This is a genomic window from Methylobacterium sp. Leaf108, from assembly GCF_001423265.1.
Taxonomy (GTDB): Bacteria; Pseudomonadota; Alphaproteobacteria; order Rhizobiales; family Beijerinckiaceae; genus Methylobacterium.
Genome location: NZ_LMND01000005.1, coordinates 1 through 24,434, shown reverse-complemented (window position 1 = coordinate 24,434; position 24,434 = coordinate 1). Strand labels below are relative to the sequence as shown.

General features: G+C 70.3%; 23 protein-coding genes. 14 read left to right on the top strand and 9 right to left on the bottom strand.

Annotation, left to right across the window (positions count from 1 at the left end):
- Positions 1-5: 5 nt before the first annotated feature.
- From trxB to ASF39_RS21070, 4 genes are all read left to right on the top strand, one after another.
- Positions 6-980, top strand: coding sequence for a thioredoxin-disulfide reductase (gene trxB / locus ASF39_RS05385; protein ID WP_055883275.1), 975 nt, complete (start codon positions 6-8; stop codon positions 978-980).
- Positions 981-1,195: 215 nt separating this feature from the next.
- Positions 1,196-2,086, top strand: coding sequence for a LysR family transcriptional regulator (locus ASF39_RS05380; RefSeq protein ID WP_055883273.1), 891 nt, complete (start codon positions 1,196-1,198; stop codon positions 2,084-2,086).
- Between the two features lie 72 nt (positions 2,087-2,158).
- On the top strand, positions 2,159-2,440 hold the full coding sequence (locus ASF39_RS20265; protein ID WP_082494388.1) for a BrnT family toxin: 282 nt from the start codon (positions 2,159-2,161) through the stop codon (positions 2,438-2,440).
- Between the two features lie 25 nt (positions 2,441-2,465).
- Positions 2,466-2,561: a BrnA antitoxin family protein gene (locus ASF39_RS21070; protein WP_156648413.1), complete on the top strand. Its 96-nt coding sequence runs from the start codon at positions 2,466-2,468 to the stop codon at positions 2,559-2,561.
- Positions 2,562-2,685: 124 nt separating this feature from the next.
- Here the strand turns inward: ASF39_RS21070 and msrP are convergent, their stop codons facing one another.
- The 4 genes from msrP to ASF39_RS05360 form a co-directional block, all read right to left on the bottom strand.
- Positions 2,686-3,630 carry a protein-methionine-sulfoxide reductase catalytic subunit MsrP gene (msrP, locus tag ASF39_RS05375; RefSeq protein WP_055883272.1) on the bottom strand — a complete coding sequence of 315 codons (945 nt, stop codon included), beginning with the start codon at positions 3,628-3,630 and terminating at the stop codon, positions 2,686-2,688.
- Between the two features lie 253 nt (positions 3,631-3,883).
- A complete protein-coding gene (locus tag ASF39_RS05370) occupies positions 3,884-5,578 on the bottom strand; it encodes an AMP-binding protein (protein ID WP_056281722.1) in 1,695 nt (564 codons plus the stop codon).
- A 124-nt stretch (positions 5,579-5,702) separates the two neighbouring features.
- Positions 5,703-6,401, bottom strand: coding sequence for a hypothetical protein (locus ASF39_RS05365; RefSeq protein WP_055883268.1), 699 nt, complete (start codon positions 6,399-6,401; stop codon positions 5,703-5,705).
- Positions 6,398-7,900, bottom strand: coding sequence for a leucyl aminopeptidase (locus tag ASF39_RS05360; protein WP_056281719.1), 1,503 nt, complete (start codon positions 7,898-7,900; stop codon positions 6,398-6,400). Before ASF39_RS05360 ends, ASF39_RS05365 begins: the two co-directional genes overlap by 4 nt.
- Before the next feature lie 208 nt (positions 7,901-8,108).
- Between ASF39_RS05360 and lptF the strand changes: the two genes are divergently transcribed.
- The 5 genes from lptF to rsmA all read left to right on the top strand — a co-directional run bounded on the left by lptF (position 8,109) and on the right by rsmA (position 14,977).
- A complete protein-coding gene (lptF, locus tag ASF39_RS05355) occupies positions 8,109-9,266 on the top strand; it encodes an LPS export ABC transporter permease LptF (protein WP_055883264.1) in 1,158 nt (385 codons plus the stop codon).
- A 10-nt stretch (positions 9,267-9,276) separates the two neighbouring features.
- Positions 9,277-10,365, top strand: coding sequence for an LPS export ABC transporter permease LptG (gene lptG / locus ASF39_RS05350; protein ID WP_055883262.1), 1,089 nt, complete (start codon positions 9,277-9,279; stop codon positions 10,363-10,365).
- 86 nt (positions 10,366-10,451) lie between these two features.
- The gene (locus tag ASF39_RS05345; protein WP_056281716.1) at positions 10,452-13,073 is read left to right on the top strand and encodes an LPS-assembly protein LptD; all 2,622 of its coding nucleotides are present in this window, start codon (positions 10,452-10,454) and stop codon (positions 13,071-13,073) included.
- A 48-nt stretch (positions 13,074-13,121) separates the two neighbouring features.
- Complete coding sequence (pdxA, locus tag ASF39_RS05340) at positions 13,122-14,141, top strand: 4-hydroxythreonine-4-phosphate dehydrogenase PdxA (protein ID WP_056281713.1); 1,020 nt, start codon at positions 13,122-13,124, stop codon at positions 14,139-14,141.
- Entirely contained in the window at positions 14,138-14,977 is an 840-nt protein-coding gene (gene rsmA / locus ASF39_RS05335; protein ID WP_056281710.1) for a 16S rRNA (adenine(1518)-N(6)/adenine(1519)-N(6))-dimethyltransferase RsmA, read from the top strand. The genes pdxA and rsmA overlap by 4 nt, the downstream gene beginning before the upstream one ends.
- Before the next feature lie 83 nt (positions 14,978-15,060).
- Here the strand turns inward: rsmA and ASF39_RS05330 are convergent, their stop codons facing one another.
- The 3 genes from ASF39_RS05330 to ASF39_RS05320 all read right to left on the bottom strand — a co-directional run bounded on the left by ASF39_RS05330 (position 15,061) and on the right by ASF39_RS05320 (position 18,176).
- Positions 15,061-16,071, bottom strand: a complete 1,011-nt coding sequence (locus ASF39_RS05330; RefSeq protein WP_055883253.1) for a TIM44-like domain-containing protein — start codon at positions 16,069-16,071, stop codon at positions 15,061-15,063.
- Positions 16,072-16,202: 131 nt separating this feature from the next.
- Positions 16,203-17,333, bottom strand: coding sequence for an ATP-binding protein (locus ASF39_RS05325; RefSeq protein ID WP_082494386.1), 1,131 nt, complete (start codon positions 17,331-17,333; stop codon positions 16,203-16,205).
- Between the two features lie 210 nt (positions 17,334-17,543).
- Positions 17,544-18,176, bottom strand: coding sequence for a helix-turn-helix transcriptional regulator (locus tag ASF39_RS05320; RefSeq protein ID WP_055883251.1), 633 nt, complete (start codon positions 18,174-18,176; stop codon positions 17,544-17,546).
- A gap of 160 nt (positions 18,177-18,336) precedes the next feature.
- Here ASF39_RS05320 and ASF39_RS05315 point away from each other — a divergent pair, with 160 nt between their 5' ends.
- On the top strand, positions 18,337-18,708 hold the full coding sequence (locus ASF39_RS05315; RefSeq protein WP_056281708.1) for a DUF952 domain-containing protein: 372 nt from the start codon (positions 18,337-18,339) through the stop codon (positions 18,706-18,708).
- Entirely contained in the window at positions 18,705-19,784 is a 1,080-nt protein-coding gene (locus ASF39_RS05310) for a quinone-dependent dihydroorotate dehydrogenase (protein ID WP_056281706.1), read from the top strand. The genes ASF39_RS05315 and ASF39_RS05310 overlap by 4 nt, the downstream gene beginning before the upstream one ends.
- 36 nt (positions 19,785-19,820) lie before the next feature.
- Here the strand turns inward: ASF39_RS05310 and ASF39_RS05305 are convergent, their stop codons facing one another.
- A complete protein-coding gene (locus ASF39_RS05305) occupies positions 19,821-20,555 on the bottom strand; it encodes a hypothetical protein (protein ID WP_055883242.1) in 735 nt (244 codons plus the stop codon).
- 231 nt (positions 20,556-20,786) lie between these two features.
- Here ASF39_RS05305 and ASF39_RS05300 point away from each other — a divergent pair, with 231 nt between their 5' ends.
- Entirely contained in the window at positions 20,787-21,608 is an 822-nt protein-coding gene (locus ASF39_RS05300; protein WP_056281703.1) for a L,D-transpeptidase, read from the top strand.
- Positions 21,609-21,705: 97 nt separating this feature from the next.
- Here the strand turns inward: ASF39_RS05300 and ASF39_RS05295 are convergent, their stop codons facing one another.
- Positions 21,706-22,446, bottom strand: coding sequence for a DUF2076 domain-containing protein (locus ASF39_RS05295; RefSeq protein ID WP_055883238.1), 741 nt, complete (start codon positions 22,444-22,446; stop codon positions 21,706-21,708).
- Positions 22,447-22,599: 153 nt separating this feature from the next.
- Between ASF39_RS05295 and ASF39_RS05290 the strand changes: the two genes are divergently transcribed.
- Positions 22,600-23,865, top strand: a complete 1,266-nt coding sequence (locus ASF39_RS05290; RefSeq protein WP_056281700.1) for a DUF2254 domain-containing protein — start codon at positions 22,600-22,602, stop codon at positions 23,863-23,865.
- A 112-nt stretch (positions 23,866-23,977) separates the two neighbouring features.
- A complete protein-coding gene (locus ASF39_RS05285) occupies positions 23,978-24,187 on the top strand; it encodes a hypothetical protein (protein WP_055883234.1) in 210 nt (69 codons plus the stop codon).
- The last annotated feature ends 247 nt before the right edge of the window (positions 24,188-24,434 follow it).

Genomic DNA, 24,434 nt, shown 5'->3' with positions numbered 1-24,434 from the left:
TCGCCATGGCCCACCGTCACGCCCGCCTCGTCATCGTCGGCTCGGGTCCGGCCGGCTACACGGCGGCGATCTATGCCGCCCGCGCCATGGTCGCGCCGCTGATGATCTCCGGCTTCCAGCCCGGCGGCCAGCTCATGATCACCACCGACGTCGAGAACTATCCGGGTTTCGCGCAAGCCATCCAGGGCCCGTGGCTGATGGAGCAGATGCGGCAGCAGGCCGAGCACGTCGGCACCGAGGTGCTGGCCGAGTACATCACCAAGGTCGACCTCAAGAGCCGGCCGTTCCGGCTCGAGGCGGATTCCGGCGAGACCTACTCCTGCGACGCGCTGATCATCGCCACCGGCGCCCAGGCGAAGTGGCTCGGCCTGCCCTCGGAGGCGGCGTTCCAGGGCTTCGGCGTCTCGGCCTGCGCCACCTGCGACGGCTTTTTCTTCCGCGGCAAGGAGGTCGCCGTGGTGGGCGGCGGCAATACCGCCGTCGAGGAGGCCCTCTATCTCGCCAACATCGCCGCCAAGGTCACCGTGGTCCACCGCCGGGGCGAGTTCCGGGCCGAGCGCATCCTGCAGGAGCGGTTGTTCAAGCACGCCAACGTCGAGGTGCTCTGGCACCACGCGGTGGAGGAGATCTGCGGCACGCAGAAGCCGCCTTCGGTCACGCACCTGCGGCTCAAGGACGTGCGCAGCGGCGAGATCGTCGAGCGCAAGGCCGACGGCGTCTTCGTGGCGATCGGTCACCAGCCCGCCACCGGCCTGTTCGAAGGCCAGCTCGACCTGCGCCAGGGCGGCTACATCACGGTGCGGCCCGGCACGACGGAGACGGCGATCCCCGGCGTCTATGCCGCCGGCGACGTCACCGACGACGTCTACCGCCAGGCCATCACCGCCGCCGGCATGGGCTGCATGGCGGCCCTGGAGGCGGAGAAGTTCCTCGCCGCCCTCGACGTCGGCGAGACGCCGCAGCAGGCGGCGGCGGAATAGCGGCCGGCCCTCGTCGTGGCGTCGTGGTTGCCCCGAAAGCCGGTATCCCCCTTTCGGTCCGACGCTCCAGCGTTTTCCCGTGTGTCGCGCTTGCACAGGAGTGCAACACAATCGCAAGATCGACGCCGTAGTTTAGGGCGGATGCCGCCAAAGGCGGCAAGGTCTTTCCGCACGAAACGGGTCGGCGACGGATTGCGTTCGGGAGTGCTTCGGCCTTGGACTGGGATAAGATCCGCATCTTCCTCAATGTCGCAGAGGCCGGGAGCTTCACGCGGGCGGGCGACGACATCGGCTTGAGCCAGTCGGCGGTCAGCCGCCAGATCAGCGCGCTGGAGCGCGAGCTCAAGGCGCCGCTGTTCCACCGCCACGCCCGCGGCCTGATCCTCACCGAGCAGGGCGACCTCCTGTTTCGCGCCGCCCGCGACATGAAACTACGCCTGGAGAACACCCGCGCCCGCCTCGTGGAGACGAGCGAGCGGCCGTCGGGCGACCTCAAGGTGACCACCACCACAGGCCTCGGCACCTCCTGGCTGTCGCAACGGGTGGCCGAGTTCCTCGACCTCTATCCGGACGTGCGCGTCGAGCTCATCCTCACCAACGAGGAACTCGACCTCGCCATGCGCGAGGCCGACGTGGCCATCCGCATGCGCCGCCCGGCCCAGCCGGACCTGATCCAGCGCCGGCTGTTCACGGTCCACTACCATGCGTTCGCCAGCCAGGATTACGTCAAGCGCTTCGGCGAACCCAAATCCATCGCCGACCTCGACGAGCACCGCCTGGTCTCGTTCGGCGGCAACGAGCCGTCCTACCTGCTGGCCACCCACTGGCTCGCCACGGTGGGCCGCGAGGGGCTGGAGCGCCGGACCATCCACTTCACGGTCAACAACATCGCCGCCCTGCAGAAGGCGATCGAGACCGGAGCCGGCATCGGCATCCTTCCCGATTACGCCGTCGACGGGCAGGACGGGATCGTCCAGGTCATGCGCGACAGCGAGATGCCGCACATGGAAAGCTACCTCGTCTACGCCGAGGAGATGCGCACCGTCGCCCGCGTCCAGGCGTTTCGCGATTTTCTCGTCGCGAAGGCGCAGCGCTGGATTTATTGAGCGGGGGCGGACGCCCCTGGCCGGTCGAGTCCGAGCCAACGGGCCGGAAGGTCATCTAGATACCGCCCATCGATGATCACGGTCGATCCGTCGAAGCGTGATAGGACCTTGATCGAACGAGGCCTCGATTTTCGGGCGGCGGAACCCGTCTTCGCGGGCCCGGTCTATGAATTCGAAGATCTGCGGGCCGCATACGGCGACACTCGTATCGTCACGGTTGGGCGCCTCGCCGGCCGGATGGTCGTCGTCGGTTGGACCTCACGTGGCGAGAGCCGTCCCGTCTTCTCGATGAGGATGGCCAACGCTTGCCGTCCGCCTGATCGACGGCGAGCCTGTTCCCGATGGCCACGATGAAACCGGGTCGAAGTAGCCGGTTACCCTGCGCCTCGATGCGGACGTCATCGCGCGCTTTCGTGCGTCGGCTCCCGGCTGGCAGGACCGTGTGAACGCCATCCTCCGCCGCGCCTTGGGGTGAGCTCCATCCGGGCTGACGTCCCTCATACCATTTCCACATCACTTCGTGATGTGGAAATGGGCTTCGCTCAGGCGCCGCGCGGGCTCGGTGATACGGTTCCCGCTTGATTCAAGCGCAAACCGTATCACACGAACAACCGTTCCTTCTCCAGACCCTTGTAGAGCCCGGCCACCTGCTCGCCGTAGCCGTTGTAGATCAGGGTCGGCACGCGCTGGTCGGTGCCCAGGACCCGCTCGCTGGCCTGGCTCCAGCGCGGGTGCGGCACTGCGGGGTTCACGTTGGCCCAGAAACCGTACTCCTGCGCCTGCAGCCCCTCCCAGAAGGTCTTCGGGCGGGCTTCGACGAAGGACAGCTTCACGATCGATTTGACCGACTTGAAGCCGTACTTCCACGGCACCGCCAGGCGGATCGGGGCACCGAACTGGTTGGCGAGCGGCTTGCCGTAGACGCCGGTGGCGATGAAGGCGAGGTCGTTGGCGGCCTCCTCCATCGTCAGCCCTTCCGTGTAGGGCCAGGGATAGATGAACTGGCGCTGGCCCGGGGCCACGGCCTTGTCCATGAAGGTCTGCATCTGCACGTATTTCGCGCCCGACAGGGGCTTGGCGAGCGCCACGAGCTTGGAGAGGGGAAAGCCCGTCCAGGGCACCGACATCGACCATGCCTCGACGCAGCGGTGGCGATAGAGGCGTTCCTCGAGGCCGATCTTGCTGATCAGGTCCTCGACCGCGATCTCGAACGGCTTCTCGACGAGACCGTCGATCTTGATGGTCCAGGGCTTCGTCTTGAGGGCATTGGCCTCGGGCAGCACGGTCTTGGACGTGCTGAACTCGTAGAAATTGTTGTAGTTCGCGCTGTATTTCTCGGCCGTCACCGGCCGGTCGAGGGTGTAGGCCTCGTTGCGCGGTGCCGGATAGCCGCCGTCTGCGGCGAAGGCCGCCGGACCGCCGAACGCCGATCCGGCCGCGAGGCCGGCGGCACCGCCGAGCAGGGCGCGTCGGTTGAGGAAGACGCTCTCCGGGGTGGCCTGGGTCTCGGGGATCTCCCATCCGCGGCGGCGCTTGACGTACATCGTGACTCCTCGGGGCTTCCTGCGGTGCGGGCCTGGCGGCGCGCTTGCCGACGAACATCGGCACGCCACCGTCCCTCGGCAAGCGCGCTCGTCTCCATTCGGCGCGACCGCCGCCGCGGTTACGGCCGCTCGGACAGCCCCGACGGCCTCACACCATTTCCGGGTGATCACTTCGTGATGCGAACATGGGCTTCGCTCAGGCGCCGCGCGGGCTCGGTGATACGGTTCCCGCTTGATCCAAGCGGAAACCGTATCACACCGGGCCGGTTTCGTCCCTGAGGGCGCGGCGCAGCACCTTGCCGACGTTGGTCTTGGGCAGAGTGTCGCGGAAGACGATGCGCCGCGGCACCTTGTAGCCGGTCAGCTGCGAACGGGCGTAGGTCCGCAACGCCTCGGCGGTGAGGGCCTCGTCCTTGCGCACGACATGGGCGACCACCGTCTCCCCGGTCTCCTCGGATTCGGCGCCCACGACGGCGCATTCGAGCACGCCGGGATGGCCCGCCAGGACATCCTCGATCTCGTTGGGATAGACGTTGAACCCCGAGACCAGAATCATGTCCTTCATCCGGTCGACGATCCGCACCTGGCCGTCGGCCCCGAGGACCGCGACGTCGCCGGTGCGGAAGAAGCCGTCGGCGGTGGTGGCCCGGGCGGTCTCGTCGGGCCGCTTCCAGTACCCGGCCATGACCTGGGGGCCGCGCACGCAGAGTTCGCCCGGTTCGCCGAACGGCAACTCGCGCCCGTCGAGGTCTCGGATGACCAGGTCCGTCGACGAGAGCGGATAGCCGATCGTGCCGGACCATTGCGCGAGGCCGGGCGGGTTGACGCAGACCACCGGCGAGGTCTCCGAGAGGCCGTAGCCCTCGATGATGGCGTGGCCCGTCACCGCCTGCCAGCGGGCGGCGACCGGGGCCTGCACCGCCATGCCGCCCGCGATCGTGAACTCGACCCGGGAGAAATCGACCTGATCGAACCCCGGCGTGTTCAGGAGCAGGTTGAACAGCGTGTTGACCCCCGACAGGTGGGTGAAGCGGGTGCCCTTGAGCGTCTTGACGAAACCCGCCGCATCGCGCGGGTTGGGGATCAGCAGGCAGCAGCCGCCGACCTTGAAGAAGAAGAAGAAACAGGCCGTCAGGGCGAAGATGTGATAGAGCGGCAGCGCCGTGACCATGACCTTGCGGCCGGCCTTGCTCCGGGCCACCCCGAGCCAGACCTCCGACTGCGTGACATTGGCGACGATGTTGCGATGGGTCAGCATCGCGGCCTTGGCGATGCCGGTCGTCCCGCCGGTGTATTGCAGGAAGGCGAGGTCGTCGGGCGAGACCGCGACCTCGGGCGGCTTGCGGCCGTGGCCGTCCTTCAACGCCGCCTCGAACCGGATCGCCAGGCCGGCCGGGAAGGAATAGGCCGGCACCGCCTTTTTGATATGGCGCGAGGCCAGCCCGATCAGGCGCCCCTTCAGCCCGAGCCCGTCGCCGGGACCGGCCACCACGACCCGGTCGAGGGCGATCTCGGGCAGGGCATCCGCCACGGTGTGGGCGAAGTTCTCGAGGACCACGAGAATCCTCGCGCCCGAGTCGTTGAGCTGGGCGGTGAGTTCCCGGGGCGTGTAGAGCGGGTTGACGTTGACGACGGTGCAGCCGGCCAGGAGCACCCCGAAGATCGCCACCGGGTAGGCCGGGACGTTGGGCATCATCAGGGCGACGCGGTCGCCCTTGCCGAGGCCCTGCGCCGCCAGCCAGGACGCGAGGTCCCGGGCCGATTGCCCGACCGCCGCGTAGCTCATCTGGGCCCCGAAGCACTGGACGGCCGGACGGTCCGCGAACTGCGACAGGCTGGCCTCGAACAGGTCGACGAGGGTGCCAAGGCGGTCGACCTCGATCTCGGCCGGCACATGCGGCGGATAGGACGACAGCCACGGTCGCGCGGGTGTCCGGTCGGTCAGCATGGCGTCCTCCCTGTGGTGACGCGGCGTCTTTTGTCAGTCGCCTTCGTTCACATCTGAACCATCTAGCGACATCCCGCCGCGCCGATCAAGCCGGTGCGCCCTCCGCCGCCGGTCGAAACGGCCGTCATGTCACGACACCGGCGGGGCGGACCTCTTCCGCCCCGGTCCGCCACGCCACCAGCAGCGCGTGCGGCAGGAAGGCGACGACGACGAGCCCCGCGGCGATGAGGGCATCGCCGGCCGTCAGCGCTCGCCGCGGCCACGGCCCCAGGCCGGCCGCGTGGGCGAGGCCGAGGACGGCGAAGGCGAACCAGAGGGCGAGGAAGGCCGCCAGGGCGGCCGGGAGGGTCCGCCTCGCGAACCGCCGCAGGGAGACGCGCCGGGCCGTCATCGCGATCACGCCGAGGCCCATCGCCGTCCCGAACAGGGCGGCGCCCAGGGCCGAACCCAGCGCGTACGCCATCCCCATCGGCTGCTGGTTCAGGAAGGCCATGCTGCCGCTGCCGAAGGCGCCCCGCAGAATGAGGCCGCCGAAGGTCGGATAGAGGCTCAATGCGAGCAGCGTCGCGGCCCCGACGGCGAGGCCCGCCGCGCGACGAGGAAATCCGGCGGGTCCGGGTGCCGTCGCGGCGGCGATCAGCCGGGCGAGCCCGTAGACGATGGCCACCGCGAACAGCGGATAGCGATCGAGGAAGAAGCCGTAGGCGTAGGGCGCCAGCCCCGGCGGCAACGCGCTGTTCTGGTCGAGCCCGCCAAGGGTCGCGGCGAGGATGCAAGCCAGCGCCGCCGCGAGGGGAAGCCCGGCGGCGGCGAAGGAATTCATGATTCGTAGTTGTCGCGCACGAGGCGGTCGAGGAGCCGCACGCCCCAGCCCGCCCCCCAGGAGCGGTTGATCTCGCTGCTGCTCGACGACATCGCGACGCCGGCGATGTCGAGGTGGGCCCACGGCACGTCGTTGACGTAGCGCTTGATGAAGGAGGCGGCCGTGGCGGCGCCGCCGTGCCGGCCACCGGTGTTCTTCATGTCGGCGAACTTCGAGTCGATCGCCTTGTCGTAGGCCGGGATCAGCGGCATCCGCCACACCGTTTCGCCGGTGGCCTCCCCGGCCGCGGTGAGCTTGGCCGCGAGGGCGTCGTCGTTGGAGAACAGCCCGGCGATGTCCTGCCCCAGGGCCACGATGATGGCGCCCGTGAGGGTGGCCAGATCGACCATGATCTTGGGCTTGTAGGTGCCCTGGACGTGCCAGATCACGTCGGCCAGCACGAGGCGGCCTTCCGCGTCGGTGTTGATGACCTCGATGGTCTGTCCCGACATCGAGGTGACGATGTCGCCGGGGCGGTAGGCGTTGCCGTCGGGCATGTTCTCGACGAGGCCGATGGCGCCGACCACGTTGACCTTCGCCTTCCTGGCGGCGAGCGCATGCAGGGTGCCGACGACGCAGGCCGCGCCGCCCATGTCGCCCTTCATGTCCTCCATGCCGCCGGCCGACTTGATCGAGATGCCGCCCGAATCGAAGCACACGCCCTTGCCGATGAAGGCGATCGGCGGCTCGGTGGAATCGGGTGCGCCGTTCCAGCGCATGAGCACCACGCGCGGGTGCCGGGTGGAGCCCTTCGCCACCGCCAGCAGCGCGCCCATCCCGAGTTCGGTGAGTTCCTCGAGGCCCAGCACCTCGACCTCGACGCCGAGCTTGGTCAGGGCCTCGGCACGGTTGGCGAACTCCTCCGGATAGAGGACGTTGGGCGGCTCGTTGACGAGTTCGCGGGCGAGGAGGACGCCCTCGGCGACGGCCTCCGTCGCGGCGGCGGCCGCTCGCGCGGCGGCGGGATCCTCGACCATCACGGTCAGGGTGGTGCCCCTGGGCTCCTCGCCCTCGGGCTTCTTCTTGGTCTTGTAGCGGTCGAAGCTGTAGTGCCGCAGGCGCGCGCCCAGCGCGACCTCGGCGGCGTTCGCGGCTGTGACACCCGGCCACGACAGGGCGAGATGGGCGGTGCGGCCCGAAACCTTGGAGGCGGTAAAACCGCCGAGCGCCGGCCAGTCGGTCTTGGCCCGGTCCTTCTCGGAGCCGAGGCCGACCACGACGAGACGGTCCGCGGTCAGGCCGGCGGGCGCCGGCAGGACGAGGGCGGAGAGGGACTTGCCCTTGAACCGCTCGCTGGCGGCGGCCCGCGCCACCAGGTCGGCGGCGCCCTGCCCCACGGCCTCGATCACGGCGGGCGACAGCACGAGGTCGTCGCCGACGAACACGATGAGATCGCCTTGCAGATCTCCCTGGCCCACCGGGCCGAGCGGCCCGAACGCGATCGTGATACCGTCCGCCATGACGTTCGCTTTCCACTCTGTCCGGATGTGTGCCGCGGCACGCACCGTTCAGGGCGTGCTCGCGCATCCTGTGTACTGATCGGGCTTCAGAACGCAACGTGACCGCGGTGCCGCGAAACGGCCCCGATTGGCGCGCGCAACCGCCACCGGCAGGCCGCCGGCCACTGCCCCCGACGCCGCATCGATCCGGCGCGACCCGCGAGAGACGATGACGCAGATCCAGCGGTACATCTTCAGGATCGCGCTGTCGGCCTTCCTGGCCTGTCTCGTCGGTCTCACCGGCACGATCTGGGTGACGCAGGCCCTGCGCGAGCTCGACCTCATCACCGCCAAGGGCCAGACCCTGGTGATCTTCTTCCTGATCACCGGCCTGTCGCTGCCGACCCTGATCACGGTGATCGCCCCGGTGGCGCTGTTCATCGCCATCGTCTACGCGCTCAACCGGCTCAACGGCGATTCCGAGCTGATCGTGATGTCGGCCGCCGGCATGGAGCCGCGGCGCATCCTACGGCCGTTCCTCACCCTCGGGCTGGCGGTGAGCCTGGCGGTGGCGTTCCTGACGATCCAGGTGATGCCGTCGAGCTTCCAGGAGCTGCGCGACGTGGTCACCCGGGTGCGCGGCGACTTCATCGCCAACGTCGTCAAGGAAGGCCAGTTCACCAGCCTGGAGAACGGCATCACCTTTCACTTCCGCGAGCGCGGCCCCGGCGGCACGCTGCTCGGCCTGTTCATCCAGGACAAGCGCGAGGCGGGAAAGACCGTGGTCTACCTCGCCGAGCGCGGCCAGGCGGTGGACTACGACGGGCAGAGCTACCTCGCCCTCGAGAAGGGCAGCATCCACCGTCAGCAGAAGGACACGCGGGACGCCTCGATCATCACCTTCGAGCGCTACACCGTCGATCTGGCCGCCTTCACGCCGCCGGACGCGGAGGTGGTGTTCAAGCCCCGCGAGCGTTCCACCAGCCAGCTGCTGTTCCCCGACCGGAGCGAGGGCTACTACACCCTTCAGAAGGGGCGGTTCCGGGCGGAGCTGCACGATCGGCTCTCGGCCTGGCTCTACCCCCTGGCGATCGCCCTCATCGCCTTCGCCGCCCTGGGCGACCCGCGCACCACCCGGCAGGGCCGGGGCCTGGCCGTGGCCGGCGCCGTGATCGCGGTGGTTCTCCTGCGCATCGCGGGCTTCACCGCCACCAGTGCCGCCGTCCGCAGCCAGGGTGCCGTGGTGGCGGTCTATGCGGTACCCCTCGTCGCGATGGCGCTCTCCGCCTTGATGATCTTCCACGGGCCGGCGCTGCGCGACGCGGCGGCGCGGCTCGGGCACGGCCTGCGGGGCGTCCTCGCCCCGCGCCGCACCCGGCTCGGTTGAGGGCGCCGCCATGCTGATCGGCGCCACCCTCGGCCGCTACTTCGCCGCCCGCTTCCTGCGCACGATCCTGGGGGTGTTCCTCACGGTGTTCGCGCTGGTCTACACCCTCGATTTCGTCGAGCTGCTGCGGCGCGCGGGCGACACCGCCGGCGCCTCGGCCGGGCTGATGGCGCAGCTCTCGCTCTATCGCACCCCCGCCGTGGCGGAGGGGGTGCTGCCCTTCGCGATCCTGTTCGGCTCCATGGCCGCCCTGCTCCAGCTCTCCCGCAAGCTCGAACTCGTGGTGGCCCGTGCCGCCGGCATCTCGGCCTGGCAGTTCCTGCAGCCGGGCCTGTTCGTGGCGCTCGGCATCGGCATCTTCACGGTGGCGGTCTACAACCCGGCCTCGGCCCTCATGAAGCAGCGCTCCACCGAGATCGAGGCCAAGATCTTCGCGCGCTCCACCAAGGCGACCTCCGGCAAGGACCTGTGGATCCGCCAGCGCAGCCTCGACGGGCAGGCGATCATCCGGGCCGAGACGGCGGTGGAGGGGACGACCTCCCTGGCCGGCGTCTCGGTGTTCAATTTCGACGGGTCCGGCCGCTTCGTCTCGCAGATCGAGGCGGCGCGGGCCAACCTCCACGACGGCTACTGGGAACTCACCGAGGCCCGGCTCATGAGCGAGGGCGCGGCACCCGAGACCTTCGACACCTACCTCGTCGCCTCGACCCTGGACCCGGCCCAGATCCGGCAGCGCTTCACGCCCGCGGAATCTGTGCCTTTCTGGCAACTGCCGGACACCATCTCGCGGACCGAGCGGGCCGGCCTGGATGCCACCCGCTACCGGCTCCAGTACGGTGTCCTGATGGCGAGACCGCTCCTCTTCGTGGCCATGGTTCTGGTCGCGGCCAGCGTTTCCTTAAGGTTCTTCCGCTTTGGTGGTGTGGGCCGGCTGGTGCTCGGCGGCGTGGCGGCGGGGTTCCTGCTTTACGTCGCCCGCCAGGTCATGGAGGGCTTGGGCGCGTCGGGGATCGTCGCGCCGACGGTGGCGGCATGGTTCCCCGCCGTGGTAGGGAGTTTGTTGGGTACGCTCACGCTTCTCCATCAGGAGGACGGCTGATGCCGGGCCCGGATGGTCGTGACGGGAGCGTCGGTTGGCATGGGTCGTTGCGTCACGTCCGGTTGCGGCGGGAGTTGAGACAAGCGTTGCGTAAGGTCGCTGCCATCGCGATCGCGGCCGGTGTTCCGGCGCTGCTGACCGTCGCCCTGCCCCTGGCAGCGGCGGGTTCCGCTGCTGCCCAGACCCAACGGTCGGGAGCCGCCAAGTCGATGCCGGGCAAGCCGATTCCGGGCAAGCCGGCGGCGCCGAAGGCCGGCGAGCGCCTGCTCGTGGAGGCGGCCGAGCTCGTCTACGACAACGACAAGAACACCGTGATGGCGCGCGGCAACGCCGAGCTGAACTACGGCCCGCGCACCCTGCAGGCGGACCGGGTCCTCTACGACCGCACCACCAGCCGCGTCTTCGCCGAAGGCAACGTGCGTCTCACCGACGAGACCGGCGCGGTGCTGACGGCCGAGAAGATGGAGCTGACCGACGACTTCAAGAACGGCTTCATCGACGCCCTGCGCATCCAGCAGACCGTCGAGACCAAGGGGCAGGTCGTGCGCGCCCGGTTCTCGGCGCCGCGCGCCGAGCGCATCGAGGGCGAGCAGACGAGCTTCGACTACGGCACCTACACCGCCTGCGAGCCGTGCAAGAACCGCCCCGAGACGCCGCCGCTCTGGCAGATCCGCGCCACCAAGATCGTCCACAACAACGAGACGCACACGATCGCCTTCGAGGAATCGACCCTGGAGCTCGCCGGCCTCCCGGTGGCCTACCTGCCGTATTTCGAGGCCGCCGACCCGACCGTGAGGCGCAAGTCCGGCTTCCTCACGCCGCGCTTCATCTCGTCGACGGCGCTCGGCAGCGGTATCGCGGTCCCCTATTTCTTCAACCTGGCGCCCAACTACGACCTGACCCTCTCGCCCGCCTTCCTGAGCAACCAGGGCGTGCTGGGCCAGGGCGAGTTCCGCCACCGCCTCGACAACGGCTCCTACAGCGTCCGCCTCAGCGGCATCTTCCAGACGACCCCGAGCGCGTTCCTGCCGGGCCCGCTGGGCGCCGGCGACCGCGACTTTCGCGGCGCGGTGGAAGCCAAGGGCCAGTTCTACATCAACGACCGCTGGCGGGCGGGCTGGGACGTGGTCGGCGTCACCGACAAGTGGTTCCTCGACAACTACCGCATCCGCAACCAGAGCATCACCACCGACTACTTTCGCGAAGCGGTCTCCACCGCCTACCTGATCGGCCAGGGCGACCGCTCGTGGTTCGAGGCGCGGGCCTATTACTTCAAGGGCCTGTCGAGCTTCGACTGGCAGAAGGAACAGCCGATCGTCGCGCCGGTGATCGACTACGACAAGCGCATCAACGGCCCCAAGCCGCTGGGCGGCGAGGTCCGGTTCGAGACCAACATCACCCACCTGAGCCGGGAAGCCACCGACTTCCAGGGCATCCCGCGCACCGGCAGCTACCTGTTCAGCCCGAGCGCCAACGGCATCAGCTACCCGCTCTACGAGACCTGCACGACCTTCAACCGGGCCAATTGCCTGATCAGGGGCCTGGCCGGCGAGCAGACCCGCGTCTCGGCCCAGGCCTCGTGGCGCCGCACCTTCATCGACGACATCGGCCAGTCGATCACGCCGTTCGCCTACCTGCGCACCGACGCCTTCTTCGTCGATCCGAGCCGCACCGGCTTCCAGAACAACCTCGTCCAGAACATCACGACGCAGGACAACGACTTCTCCGGCCGGGTGATGCCGGCCATCGGCATCGACTACCGCTACCCCTTCGTCGGCAACTTCGGAGGCCTGGGCGTCCACACCATCGAGCCCATCGTCCAGGTGATCGCGCGGCCGAGCGAGACCAAGATCGGGCGCCTGCCCAACGAGGACGCCCAGAGCCTGGTGTTCGACGACACCTCCCTGTTCGAATGGGACAAGTTCTCCGGCTACGACCGGGTCGAGGGCGGCCTGCGGGCCAACGTCGGCGCCCAGTACTCGGTGGTGACGCCGTCGGGCTGGTACGCCAACATCCTGTTCGGGGAGTCGATCCAGATCGCGGGCGTCAACTCGTTCCGTCGTGGCGACATCGCCAACGTCGGCCTCGACTCCGGGTTGGAGCGGCGGGCGTCCGACTACGTCGGCCGGTTCCAGGTCTCGCCCAACCAGAACATCAGCATGATCGCCCGGGCGCGGTTCGACCAGCAGGACTTCAAGGTCAACCGCTTCGAGACCGGCGTGATCGCGCGTCTGGCGCCCTTCGCTCCGGTCGACCTGTCGCTGTTCTATTCCTACTACGAGGCGCAGCCGTCGCTCGGCTTCAACCACCGCCGCGAGGGCGTCTCGGCGGCGGCCACCTACCACGTCACCCCGAACTGGTTCCTCACCGGATCGGCCATCGTCGACCTGACCCACTACCTCGACGTGCGCGACACCTACGCCGACGCCCTGACCAACTACATCGCCAACCCGGTCGGCTCGGCGCCGATCTACGACCGCTCCGGCCGGTTCTTCGTCTCCGGCATGAGCCTCGGCGGCGGCTACCAGGACGAATGCACCACCGTCTCGCTCAATTACATCGTGGCGCCCACGGCCACCGCGCTCGGCACGCGCGAGCGTAACCAGACGGTGCTGCTGCGGGTCGAGCTGAAGACGCTCGGCGAGGCGGACCTGCGCCAGAACGTCAGCTCCGTCACGGCGGCTGACGGCATCGCCGCCGTGCGCTAGGGCTTGCCGGCGATCGTCGCCCTGCGGCGGCGATCGACCGGAGCCGTCATGACACCCCATGTTCCCCTCGCCCTGACGCTGGGCGACCCCGCCGGGATCGGGCCCGAGATCGCCCTGTCGGCCTGGCTGGCGCGGGACGACGGCCCCGGCCTGCCGCCCTTCTTCCTCGTCGGCGACCCCGATTTCGTCGAGCGGCGGGCGAGCGAACTCGGCCTTCAGGTGCCGGTGGCGGAGGTGGGGCCGGAGCTCGCCGTCGAGGTGTTTCCCCGCGCGCTTCCCGTGGTGGCGCTGCCGAGCGGTGCCCGCATCCTGGCCATCGCCGGCTCGCCCGATCCGGCCAACGCCGGCGCCACCCTCGAATCGATCACCGCCGCCCTCGGCTTCGTGCGCGCCGGGTCGGCCGGCGCCCTCGTCACCAACCCCATCGCGAAATACGTCCTGACCCAGGTCGGCTTCGCGCATCCCGGCCACACCGAGTTCCTCGCCGCCCTCTGCGTCGCGCCGGGCGAGACCCCGCCGCTGCCCGTCATGATGCTGTGGAGCGAGACGCTGGCGGTGGTGCCGGTGACGATCCACGTCGCCCTGCGCCGCGTGCCCGACCTGCTGACGCAGGACCTCGTCGTGCGCACCGCCCGCATCGTCGCGGCCGACCTGCGCAGCCGCTTCGGCATCGCGCGGCCCCGCCTCGTCCTGGCGGGGCTCAATCCCCACGCCGGCGAGGCCGGGACCATGGGCACCGAGGACCGCGACGTGCTCGAGCCGGCGGTGGCGATCCTCCGGGCCGAGGGCATCGACATCCGCGGCCCGCTCTCGGCCGACACCCTGTTCCACCCCCGCGCCAGGGCGGGCTACGACGTGGCGCTGACCCCCACCCACGACCAGGCCCTGATCCCGATCAAGACCATCGCCTTCGACGAGGGCGTCAACGTCACCCTGGGCCTGCCGTTCGTGCGCACCTCGCCCGACCACGGCACCGCCTTCGACATCGCCGGGCGCGGGCTGGCGCGTCCCGACAGCCTGATGGCGGCCCTGCGGCTGGCCGCGCGCCTGATCCGGAGCGTGCCGTGAGCGACGACGGGCTCCCCCCCTTACGCGACGTCGTCCGCCGGCACGGGCTGGAACCGAAGAAGGCGCTCGGGCAGAACTTCCTGTTCGACCTCAACCTGACGGGGCGGATCGCCCGGGCGGCCGGCCCGCTGGACGGCGTCACCGTGGTCGAGGTCGGGCCGGGTCCGGGCGGGTTGACCCGCGCCCTCCTCGCCGCCGGTGCCGCCCGCGTCGTCGCCGTCGAGCGCGATGCGCGGGCGCTGCCGGCGCTCGCCGAGATCGCGGCGCATTACCCCGGCCGCCTCGACGTGGTCGAGGCCGACGCCCTGCGGTTCGACCCACGCGGGCTGGCCGGTGCGGGGCCGGTCCGGGTCGTCGCTAACCTCCCCTACAACGTCGGCACGCCGCTGCTGACGGGCTGGCTCACCGCGCCCGAATGGCCGCCGTGGTGGGAGTCGCTGACCCTGATGTTCCAGCGCGAGGTCGCCGAGCGCATCGTCGCCGACGAGGGCGACCGGGCCAACTACGGTCGGCTCGGCGTGCTCTGCGGCTGGCGCTGCGAGGCCGAGATCCTGTTCGACGTGGCGCCCTCCGCCTTCGTGCCGCCGCCCAAGGTGACCTCGAGCGTGGTGCAGCTCCGACCCCGCGCCGAGCCCCTGCCCTGCTCCGTGGCGGCTTTGGAGACGGTGACGCGGGCGGCCTTCGGCCAGCGCCGCAAGATGCTGCGCCAGAGCCTGAAGGGCGCCACACCGGACCCGTCCCGCCTGCTCGAAGCGGCCGGTATCCCCGAGACGGCCCGGGCGGAGGAGGCCACCGTGGCGCAGTTCGTGGCGATGGCGCGGGCACTGGCCGGATAGGCTCGCCAAAGATCCTTCATCGAGGGCACGAAAAAAGCCGCCGGGTTTCCCCGGCGGCCTTCGTTCTCACGGCGCCCGGCGTGTCAGCGACCCTGCTGGATCGCCGAGACCAGCCAGCGTCCGCCGCGCTGGCGCACGAACGTCCACAGCTCCACCGCTTCCGGCTCGCCGGTCTCGACTACCGCGTTGCTGCGCTTGTCGAGGGTGACGTCCTTGATGGCGTAGCGCATGGCGACCGTGGCGTATTCGGTCTGGCCTTCGCTCCAGGATTCCGACAGGTCGCCCTGCAGGAGCTTCACGTCGGAGATCCGGTTGACGACGCCGCGCTGGGCGTTCGCGCGCAGCTCCTCTTCGAAGTAACCCGCCATCTCCGGTGTCGCGACGGTGCGAAGCCGGGCGACGTCCTCGCGGCCGTAGGCCTCCTGGACGTCGTTGAGGGCGAGCTCGAAGCTCTGGAAGTCGCCGGGGCCGATGGCCACCTTGCCGGTCGCCACGGGAGCGGGACCGCCCATCGCGGGGCCGGCCATGCCGGAACCACCCACGGGCGAGCCGCCCATGCCGAGGCCACGGCTGTTGCCGAGGCCGCCCCCGTTCATGCCGCCGGGGGCGCCGCCCGAGCCCATCTCGGTGCGGGCATGACCGGCCGCGGCCGGGGTGCCCTGGCGACGACGGAACCAGCGTACCGCGAAGGTCACGATCAGCACGACGAGACCGACCTGGAGCAGCAGGCCGAGGATCGAGGCGATGCCGCCGAGGCCACCGAAGAAGCCACCGCCGAGCAGCGCGCCGAGCAGGCCCGCTCCGAGCAGGCCGGCCATGAAGCCGCCGCCGAAGCGCGGACGCTGGGCCGCGGCCGGGTTCATGCCGGGGTTGCCCATGGCGGGACCGGGCTGGGTCTGGGTCCGCTGGATCGGCGCGGCGGCGCCGGGTGCGGTCGGCGTGGCCGAGGGGGCCGTATAGGTCTTCGAGCCGCGCGAGCCCATTCCCCCGCTGCTGCCCGGACGGGCCTCCACGATCGGCGCGGCCATGGCCAGCGATACGACGAGGGTCAGTAGGGTGGCCGCGCGCTTGAAGCGCGTGGTTGAGGTGAGCATGGTTTCGCCTCTGCGAAGATCGAATGAGTCCCGGCGGAAATGCCGAACCTTATATGGTGACGGGCGAGGCGGAGTTTTAGTCCATCGCGACCGGCCGCAATCGCGCGACGGCGGCCATCCCTAAGCCTTCGTTACGGCACGCCCGTGGCCGGGAAGATCAGCCTCACCACCGTCCCCTCTCCCGGCCGGCTCTCCACCGAGACCGTTCCGCCCTGGCGCTTCATCAGGCCGTGGACGATGGCCAGACCCGTCCCCCGCCCGGCCTCGCGGCTGGTGGCGAAGGGAGCGAGCGCCCGGGCCGCCATTTCCGGCGCCATGCCCGGGCCGGTATCGGCCACCGCGATGCCCACCGCCCCGTCCGAGGGGCGGGCCATGCCGTGGTCGTGCGGGGCCACCGCGAAGGTGGAGATGGTGATGGTGCCGCCCTTCGGCATCGCCTCGCAGGCGTTGGTCAGGATCTGGGCGAGGGCGAAGGAAATCTGCGTCGGGTTGCTCATGGCGCAGGCGAGGCCCGGCCTGCACTCCACGGCCAGGGTCACCCGGGGGGGCAGGGTCGGGCGGAAGACCGCGACGAAATCGCCGACCACCGCCCCCAGGTCCACCGGCCGCACGTCTGGGGCGATCCGCCGGGAAAACGCCAGCAGCTGCCGGGTCAGAATGGTGGCGCGCTCGGCCGCGTCGGTGGAGCGCAGGATCGCCCGCTGGATGAACGGCTCCTCCCGGTCGCCGAGGCGGCGCTTGAGGCCGTCGATGTAGCCGATCAGGATCTGGAGGAAGTTGTTGAACTCGTGCGCGACGCTGTTGGTGAGCAGGCCCAGGGCCTCGCGCTGGCGCGACAGGGCGAGGGCGGCCTCGGCGTCGCGGCGCCGGGTGACGTCCACCACCTCGACCAGGCGGTAGCGGCCCGCCGTCGCCGCGTGGCACTCCACCCAGAGGGTCGCGCCGTCCTTGCGGGCCGCCAGGACCTCGATGGTGCCGCCGTCGGCCACCACGGTCGCGAGGGCGGCCTTCGCGTCACGCTCTGTCCTGGCACCGAGCAGGAGCTGCGGCGACCGGCCCAGGACCTCGTTCCCGGCATGATGCGTCAGGGCGAGGAAGGCGGGGTTGGCCGCCACGATCCGCATCTCGGGGTCGGCTGGATTGCACAGGATGGCCGGCACCGCTGAGGCCTCGAACAGGGCGGCGGCTTCGGCACCGAGCGGCGCCGCTGCCGCGGGTACGTCTGCTGCCGCCACCTCTGCCGTGTCCGGTTCGGCCGGCATCGGTCGGGTCTCCTCGCCAGCGCGACAGGCCATGTGGTCGATCCGAGGTGCCGGGGGTGCTCCCCTTCGCCGTCATCGATACCCCCGACGGCGTGTCCGGCCAAATCGGGTCGAGCGAACCGCCGGTTCGCCGAAGCGGCGGTCTGCTCTCTCCCACCGCTGTCGCGTGACGATGCCGGAAGAGCGGCTTCCCCTCGTCCGCATCGTGCCCTACTGGCGCACCCACATCACCCGCGCCATCCAGGCGATCTCGCCGAGGTTGACGGTCCGGTCGGGATGGGCCGCGTTGAGCGAGGCGAGCTCGATGGTCCGCGCGGTCTTGCGCTTGAGCTCCTTGGCCAGGACCTCGCCCGCCTCCAGGCGAACGACGACCCTGTCGCCCTTGCGGATGTCGGCGGTGGTCGAGACGATGAGGACGTCGCCGTCGCGGTAGAGCGGCTCCATCGAATCGCCCTGAACCTCCAGCGCGAAGGCCCGGTCCTCGCCGAGATCGGGAAAGTCGATCTCCTCCCAGCCGGGCCCGCCGGTGGGGATGCCCTCGTCGGTGAAGAGACGGCCCGAGCCGGCCTGGGTCATGCCGATGAGGGGCACGGTGGTGCGCGGCGGGCCCGACCGCGCCTCGATCAGGCGCAGGAAGTCGTCGAGGCTGGCGCCGGTGGCGGTAAGAACCTTGGAGACCGATTCGGTCGAGGGCCAGCGCTTGCGGCCGTCCGGCCCGATCCGCTTCGAGCGGTTGAAGCTGGTGGCGTCGAGGCCGGCCCGACGGGCGAGGCCGGAGGCGGACAGGCCGTAGCGTTCGGCCAGCCTGTCGATGGCGGTCCAGATCTGCTCGTGGGACAGCATGGCGGCCTCGGCCGAAGCAGCGAATAAGACATACAGCCTAGGTCTAGGAAATTAGAACTTGCCGCGGCGAAAGGCAACAGCGGTTGCCGCCATCGGCGCCGCCCTCTATCGCCAACCCTGCGCGGCCGGCCCCTTCCAACGTGCCGCGAGGACCCTTGCGATGGCGCTCATCTACAAGATCTGTCCGCGCGACCTGTGGCGCGCGGCGCAAGCCGAGGGCCGCTTCCGGGGCGCGCCCGTCGACTTGGCCGACGGCTACATCCATTTCTCGACCGCCGCGCAGGCCGTCGAGACGGCGGCACGGCACTTTTCCGGGATCGACGACCTGCTCCTGCTCAGCGTGGACGCCGATGCCCTGGGGGCGGGCCTGCGCTACGAGCCCTCCCGCGGCGGCGACCTGTTTCCGCATCTCTACGGCGACCTGCCGCTCTCGGCCGTGGTCGCGGTGGCCGACCTGCCCCTCGATGCCGCCGGCCGCCACGTCTTTCCGGTGGAGGTCTTTCCGGCGGGCTTGGGAGGACCCTCGGCATGATCGGGGCCCTGTTCCCCCTGGCGCGGCCGCTCCTCCACGGCCTCGATGCCGAGACCGCCCACAACCTGACCCTGCGCGGCTTGAGCCTGATGCCGGCCCTGGCGCCGGCCGCCGACGATCCCGTCCTGGCGGTGGCGTGCCTCGGGCGGCGCTTCCCCAACCCGGTGGGGCTCGCCGCCGGCTTCGACAAGGGCGCGCAGGCGCCCGACGCCCTCCTCGGCCTCGGGTTCGGCTTCGTGGAGGTCGGCGGCGTCGTGCCTAAGCCCCAGCCGGGCAACCCGCGCCCGCGGGTGTTCCGCCTTCCCGCCGACGGGGCCGTCATCAACCGCTTCGGCCTCAACAGCGAAGGCCTCGCGGTGGTCGCCGGGCGCCTGGCCGCCCGCCGCGGCCGGCCGGGCCTCGTCGGGGTCAACATCGGCGCCAACAAGGAGGCGACCGACCGGCTCGCCGACTACGTCGCCTGCACCACGGCCCTGGCGCCGCTGGTGGACTTCGTGACCGTCAACGTGTCCTCGCCCAACACCCCGGGACTGCGCGACCTTCAGGGCGAAGCCTTCCTCGACGAACTCCTGGCCCGTGTGGTGGCCGCCCGCGACGACGTCCAGCCGACCACCGCGATCCTCCTGAAGATCGCCCCGGACATCACCCTCGACGCCCTCGACGCCATCACCGCCACGGCGGTCCGGCGCGGCGTCTCGGCCTTGGTCGTCTCGAACACCACCGTCGCCCGTCCCGCGAGCCTGACCGAAACCGGCCTCGCCGGGGAGACCGGCGGCCTCTCGGGCCGGCCCTTGTTCGGCCCCGCCACCCGGCTCCTGGCCGAGACCTATCTGCGCGTGGGTGCCACGCTGCCGCTGATCGGCGTCGGCGGCATCGATTCGGCGGACGCCGCCTGGACCAAGGTCAGGGCCGGCGCCTCCCTCCTCCAGCTCTATTCGGCGTTGGTCTACGCCGGTCCGGGCCTCGTCGGCGCGATCAAGGCGGGCCTTGCCAAACGCATCCGCGCCGAGGGCGGGGACAGCCTCGCGGCGGTGGTCGGCCGCGATGCGGCGGCCCTGGCGAAGCTGCCGCGCTGAGGCGGAGCCTACGGTCGAGGGACGGTCCGGCCCCGCTCAGTCGAACAGCGCGTCGATGTCGCCCTGGTCGACGTGGCCCGGATCGTCTCCGAGCCGCGGCCCGTTGAGCAGCGAGCTCTCGTCGTCGACGTCCGGCTTGATGGGGCCGACCCCGAGCACGTCCTTGAAGCTGTCGAGGCCGCCCCAGGCCTCGATCATCCGGTCGAGGTGCTCCTCCACGAACTTCAGGACGCCGACGATCTTGCTGATGCGCTGGCCGGTGAGGTCCTGGAAGTTGCAGGCCTCGTAGGCGACGACGACGCGCTCGAGGATGGCATCGACGTTCTCGCGGCCCGCCGCCGAGGTGCTCATGGCCCGCAGCATGCCGGCGTTGGTCTCGATCTCCTCGATGGCCCCGAGGATCGTGCTGGTCGCCCGCTCGGTGGAATCGACCACCGCGTCGAGTTCGCCCGCGACCCGGCGCATGCCCTTGCCGGTGCTCTCCGAGCGGTAGAGCGTCGCGATCTCCGTCTTGGTCCGGGTGATCGCGTCCTTCATGATGTCGAGTTCGGAGCGCATGGAGAGGGCGTCGGTCAGTTCGCGCCGGCAGGCTTCCACCGTCTCGATCGTGCTCGTCTGCGTCATCTTCCGCAGATCCTGGATCGCGGACAGGATTTCGGTGAGGCGGGCGGCGTTCAGGTCCGAGGTTTCGGCAGACGCCACCGGCGCCATCGCCGGCTGAACACTCGCCAGACCGAGGCTGTCTTCGATGCGATAGCGCTTCATGGTCATGGTGGGGGATCAGCCGGCTATGAGGTCACCGCCGGGACGGTGAACGAAAGGGGTTGCCATTTGCTGAATGGGATCGGTCTTTGCCCGTGGTGACCGAATCTTTACGCTGACTCGCTCCCGCACCGCTGTGCGATCGGATTTCCGGAGGATTCACCACGTTCCTTCATCGGGCGATCCCGGCCCCCTCCGCATCATCGCGCCCGACGAGGCCGGCGGACGGGGGAACGGGCGATGCGCGCAGGGTGGTGTTTGGCGGTGGCGGGGGCGATGGCGATGGCGCTCACGGCCGGCGCGGAAGCGCAGGCGCAGGGAAGCCGCTACGGCGGCGGCTTCATCGAGTTCCTGGTGACGGGCAACGGTCGCCCCGCTCCCGTGGGTCCGGCCCGGTCCGGCGCACGGATCGGTGCCGATTGGGCGGTGCCCGACCATGCCGCCGCCTACGGCCACGGCGGCGTGGTGGCCCCCGCCCCCCGCCGCCTGTTCTCTGGCGACCGCGTCCCCGACGAGCCGATGCCGGCGGCCGTGCTGCGCGCACCGACCCGCCTCGCCGCCCTGCCGCAGGCGACGCCGTTGCGGGATCCCGACCAGGGCGTCATCGCCCGAGCCCCCGATCCGCGCTTCAGCCGCCAGGTGGTGGATTTCGACGGCCGCCAGGCACCGGGCACCATCGTGGTCGATACGCCCTCGAAGTTCCTCTACCTGGTCCAGCCCGGCGGCAAGGCCCTGCGCTACGGCATCGGAGTCGGCCGGCCCGGATTCACTTGGGCGGGCACGAAGACCGTCAGCCAGAAGAAGGAATGGCCGGATTGGACGCCGCCGGCCGAGATGCTGCGCCGCCGTCCCGACCTGCCACGCCACATGGCCGGCGGCCCGGAGAATCCCCTGGGCGCGCGGGCCCTCTATCTCGGCTCGTCCCTCTACCGCATCCACGGCACCAACGAGCCGCACACCATCGGGCAGTCGGTCTCGTCGGGCTGCATCCGGATGATGAACGAGGACGTCATCGACCTCTACGAGCGGGCCGGGGTCGGCACCCGCGTCGACGTGATCTGACGACGAAAAACGCCCGGCACCGAGAACCGGTGCCGGGCGTACGTCGAAGAACGCGCGATCCTTCGAGATCGGCCCCGTACGACAGGGCCGATCGGGCTCACACCCAGTCGTCGTCGCCGCCGCCGCCGAGGTCGCCGCCGAAATCACCGCCGGCATCGTTGTCGAACGAGGCGCCCTGGAGATCGTTGCCGCCGCCGAGCGCCGATCCGAGGTCCTGGGTGCCGCCGCTCAGGCCCGCCGCTTCCGCACCGGTGCCGCCGAGGCCCGCCGCCGCGGCGCTGCCGAGGCTCGAATGACCGCCGGCGAACGCGTTCGACAGCGCGCTTCCCAGGAGCATGCCGCCGGCCGCACCGGCGGCCATGGGCAGGGCCGTGGCCATGAAGCCGCCGCCGCGCGCCGGAGCCTGCTGCTGGCCGGCCCAGGGACCGCCCTGCTGGGGGCCGCCCTGCGGGCCGCCGTAGCCGGGCTGCTGGCCGTAGCCGGGCTGGGGCTGACCGTATCCGGGCTGCCCGCCCTGGCCGCCCCAGGGCTGGCCCGCGGGACGCTGCGGCTCCTGGCGGGAACCGCCGCCGAAGATGCTCGACAGGAAACCGCCGCCGCCCTGCGGCTGCTGCTGGGCGTGCGAGGCCGCCTCGCGGGCCTGCTCGAGTTGCTGGTTGAGGCTCTTGATCGCCTCTTCCTGCACATAGATCAATTGCGCCATCGCGTAGGGGGCGTAGGGCTGGCTCCGAAGCTTGTCGGCAATGAAACGCTCGGCGTCCGCGTCGCGGGGCTGGCTTCCCGCCTGCTCGAGACGCTGGAAGATGCCGTTGATGACGTCACGTTCTTCGCTGTTCATGGAGTCGTCCTCCTGGGGCAAGCCGGCGGGTTTGCTCCGCTCAGGCGTGCTTGAGATGGGTGCGTCGATCGGGTTTTGTCAGGGGGCCGCCGCGAACTTCGCGTTATCCGGCCGTTCGACCGTTTCACATCGATCACGCGCATCGGAGGCCGCATGAACGCGCGGGTGAGAGCCTGGCTGGAGATCCTCGGGGACCAGTTCTGGCTACGGCCGGCGTCGATCGTGCTCGCCTGCCTCGCCCTGGGGCAGATCGCGGTCTGGCTCGAGACCGCGCGCGTCGCCGGCTACGACGCCTCCTCGCCCGACGCGAACTGGGGGTATTCCGGCGGGGCCGAGGGCGCCCGCGCGCTTCTGAGTGCGGTGGCGTCGTCGGTGATCGGGGTCGCCGGCACCACCTTTTCCATCACCATCGCGGCGCTGTCCCTCGCCTCCGGCCAGATGGGGCCGAGACTCCTGCGCAACTTCACCCGCGACGCCCGCAACCAGATCGTGCTCGGCATCTTCCTCGGGACGTTCGCCTACGCCCTGATCGTCCTGCGCACGGTCCGGACCGTGGAGGAGACCTCCTTCGTCCCGCACCTTGCGGTCACCGGAGCCATCGTGCTCGCGATGCTGAGCGTCGCGACCCTGGTCTGGTTCGTCCATCACATCGCGACGAGCATCAACGTCGAGACCGTGGTCGATGCCGTCCATCGCGACCTGTGCGAGGCCGTCGCGGACCGGTCGCTGGTCGCACCCGGCCTGCCGGTTCCGGCGCAGGGCCCGCCCGGGCTCGCCGTCGCCACGCCGGCGAGCGGCTATCTCCAGGCCGTGAACGCCGAGCGCCTCGCCGATTGGGCCCACCGACGCGGGGTCGTCGTGCGCCTCAGGGTCCGCCCGGGCGACTACGTCCCGACCGGTCTGCCCCTCGCTGAGGTCTCCGCGTCCGTCGAGGGCATCGAGCAGGCGCTCGCGCGCGCCCTCACCTTCGGCCGGCGGCCGGCGGCGCTGCAGGACCTGGAATTCTCCGTGCGGCAGCTTTCGGAGATCGCCGTCCGGGCCCTGTCGCCCGGCATCAACGATCCCTTCACCGCCGTCAGCGTCGTCGCCCACATGGGCGACGCCCTCTGTCGCCTCGCCTCGCGCCATCTTCCCACCGGCGTCCTCGCCCGTCAGGGCCGGATCGCCCTGATCCATCCCGTGACCAATTACGCCGGCCTGTGCGATGCCATGTTCCACCTGATCCGCCAGAACGCGGCCGGGTCGCCCTACGTGCTCGGATACATGCTCGACGTCCTCGGTCGGGTGGCACACGTCGAGCGTTCGCCGAGCCGCGTGAAGGAACTTTTGCGCCACGCGGACCTCGTCATCGCGGCGGCACGGCGCGACGTGGCGGAACCCGCAGACCTCGCCGACCTGGAGCAGCGTCGTCGTTTCTGAAGCCGGCGTGGAGTGCCGCCCGGCAGCTGCGGCTGACATCCGTCGGAACCGGCGCCCGACGCCGACGCTTGGCTTCCCGGATCGTCGTCCAACCGGACCAGGAGGAACCGCCATGTCGAGCGATATCGAGACACACCGCGCGCTGATCGCCGGGCTCAAGGCCGCCATGGGCAAGGCGGACGGAACCTTCGAACAGGCGGTCACTAGCGCTTTCGAGCACGTCTTCGAACACCTGGAGCGCCTCGACGCACGCGGTGCCGATAGCGGGCCGGAGGGCAAGGATCGCCCCCTCAAGCCCGGCGAGCCGTCGACCCTGAGGTAGGCCCGGACAGAAGCGGCGACGGGGTTTCCCGTCGGCGGTTGGGCCGAACAGGGCCAATGACGCGAAAGAGGCCGCCCCGGCGACGGGGCGGCCTCTTTCTCATGCGGATCAAGCCGGAACCGGCCGAAAGGCGGTCCCGGTCGGAACGGTCGGATCCTAGTAGGAGCCGAACTTGTAGTTCAGGCCGGCGCGGACGGCGACGAACTCGGTGCCGTTGCTGCGGTTGGAGAAGCCGGGCTGGCGGTAG